This is a genomic window from Symbiopectobacterium sp. (assembly GCF_051710365.1).
Classification (GTDB): Bacteria; Pseudomonadota; Gammaproteobacteria; order Enterobacterales; family Enterobacteriaceae; genus Symbiopectobacterium.
On record NZ_JBPETA010000331.1, the window covers coordinates 1 to 1,839 of the forward strand.

The 1,839-nt window shown below is 35.9% G+C and carries 2 protein-coding genes; one reads left to right on the forward strand and one right to left on the reverse strand.

Features of this window, described 5'->3' with window-relative positions; all coding sequences use genetic code 11:
• Nucleotides 1-255 precede the first annotated feature (255 nt).
• Nucleotides 256-636, forward strand: a complete 381-nt coding sequence (locus ACTBDZ_RS17460) for a DUF4354 family protein (RefSeq protein WP_438816229.1) — start codon at nucleotides 256-258, stop codon at nucleotides 634-636.
• Nucleotides 637-796: 160 nt separating this feature from the next.
• Here the strand turns inward: ACTBDZ_RS17460 and ACTBDZ_RS17465 are convergent, their stop codons facing one another.
• Nucleotides 797-1,399, reverse strand: coding sequence for a hypothetical protein (locus ACTBDZ_RS17465; RefSeq protein ID WP_438816230.1), 603 nt, complete (start codon nucleotides 1,397-1,399; stop codon nucleotides 797-799).
• Between the last annotated feature and the right edge of the window lie 440 nt (nucleotides 1,400-1,839).

The window sequence follows — 1,839 nt, forward strand, 5'->3', positions numbered from 1 at the left end:
TTCAGTATTGGTGACAGACCACCACAAGTATCCAACCTCAATTCTGTTCACAAGACCATCGTTGATGTTCTCGGCGAGCGATACCGTCGAATTTATTCTTAAAGTAGGTGCGGAATGACGGTTGTAAAATCCGTATTATTCAAATAGTAAAACATCCCTTTAATAATGGTTTAGGTTAGCTGATGTACTATTTCAATAGGCTGTATCTTGTATATATACAGTAATCAAGACTAAAACCTACTGAAAGGAATGGATATGAAAGTTTCAATGATTGTTACCACTTTGGCTCTGGCTGGCTTTAGTTTTGCTGCAAATGCATCGATGCCTGATAATATAGCGGTATATGCTACAGCACAATCTAACGGCTCAATCTCCGTTGGGAATAAACTTGCTTATACCAAAAGTTTCGACGTGACCGTGGTTAAGCTATTTGGTGATGACGTCGATTTGTCTAAGCTGTGCTTAAAGGCGTACTCCCCTGATAATGAAATGTTCAGGCTTGATACAGTGGATGAGGAATTGACCACCGGTATCTTGAAAGAAGGCAAGTCTGTCAAAGGCATTGCCATGTTTGCTTCTGAAAACGCTGCTGTGCTCGATGCGGCTGTTGTGAAAATAACTGATGATTGTAAATAATTCGCGATGACGATTGTGTAAGAATCCCACTTAACTAAACCATCACCCCATCTTGTTATTATAAGTGGGTGGTGGTTTCAACTAACATTTAAGTTTTAATGTGAGGGCCATTATAACTTTCACTTGTTTGCAAATTGATTATTGTTGATTTTTCTTTTACCTATAGTTTGTTATTCTTTAAGTCAATTTCCATTCCACCATTCAAACTGGTAATTTTTTCTAAAATTGTCGTGATATTATTGTTGTTTAATTTTAAATGAGTAATGGTTTGTGGTAAGTTATCGGGAAAAATTTCTATTTTATTAAAACTAAAATCTGTAATGCGAATGTCTTTTGGTAAGCGGTCAGGAATGCAAGTCAATTCATTATTGCTTGATTGAAGGTTGTCAAGGGATTGGGGTAACCTATCAGGGAGTTTGTTTAATTTGTTATGATGCACAATCAGAAAATCGATAGAGTCAGGTAGCTTGTCGGGCAGCTTAGTTAGTTTGTTATAACTTACGTCAAAAATCTCAAGAAAATCTGGTAACTCATTGGGAAGAAGGGTTAATTTGTTATGGCTTGTGTCTAAAACCTTAACTGAATCTGGTAGTTTTCTAGGCAAAGCAGTTAATTTGTTATGACTTACATTTAAAGATCTAATAGAATTTGGCAAATCATCCGGTAATTCAGTTACTAAATTATTACTTATATCTAAAAATTCTATAAAATTAGGTAAATGGCTAGGTATTGTGTTTAGTCTATTATTTTTAATAGTAAGCATGTTAACTATCCTGTCCTATTAATTGGTTTTTACAATGTTCTCCTAAAGAAAGAGATTTGTGATATCAAATAATAGGAATTACGGTGAAATGTGTATAGATGCCAGAGCGTGAGGAACCTAAATTGAAAGTGATAGGTAAGACTATTTACTGCAACACCTTTTCTCATGCAGGAGATTATTGCCGTTCGGCGTTATGCCAAGCTTGTTCTAGCTAAAGATAGCTATGTGAATTTACACCGAATACATAATTTAGGGCCGATTTCGGGCATTTTCGGGCGGAGTCAAGAAAACATATACAATCAAAGAGTTAAAACCGTCATTCCGCACCTACTTTAAGAATAAATTCGACGGTATCGCTCGCCGAGAACATCAACGAGGCTTTGTTGAATAAATAGAAAGTTTGGGTAATCATCGGAACAGATCACCATAGTTGTTTCAAA

What these genes read in the sequence shown, in the direction of transcription:
- ACTBDZ_RS17465 (WP_438816230.1), bottom strand. Translation starts at nt 1,399, where the DNA reads ATGCTTACTATTAAAAATAATAGACTAAACACAATACCTAGCCATTTA.
- ACTBDZ_RS17460 (WP_438816229.1), top strand. Translation starts at nt 256, where the DNA reads ATGAAAGTTTCAATGATTGTTACCACTTTGGCTCTGGCTGGCTTTAGT.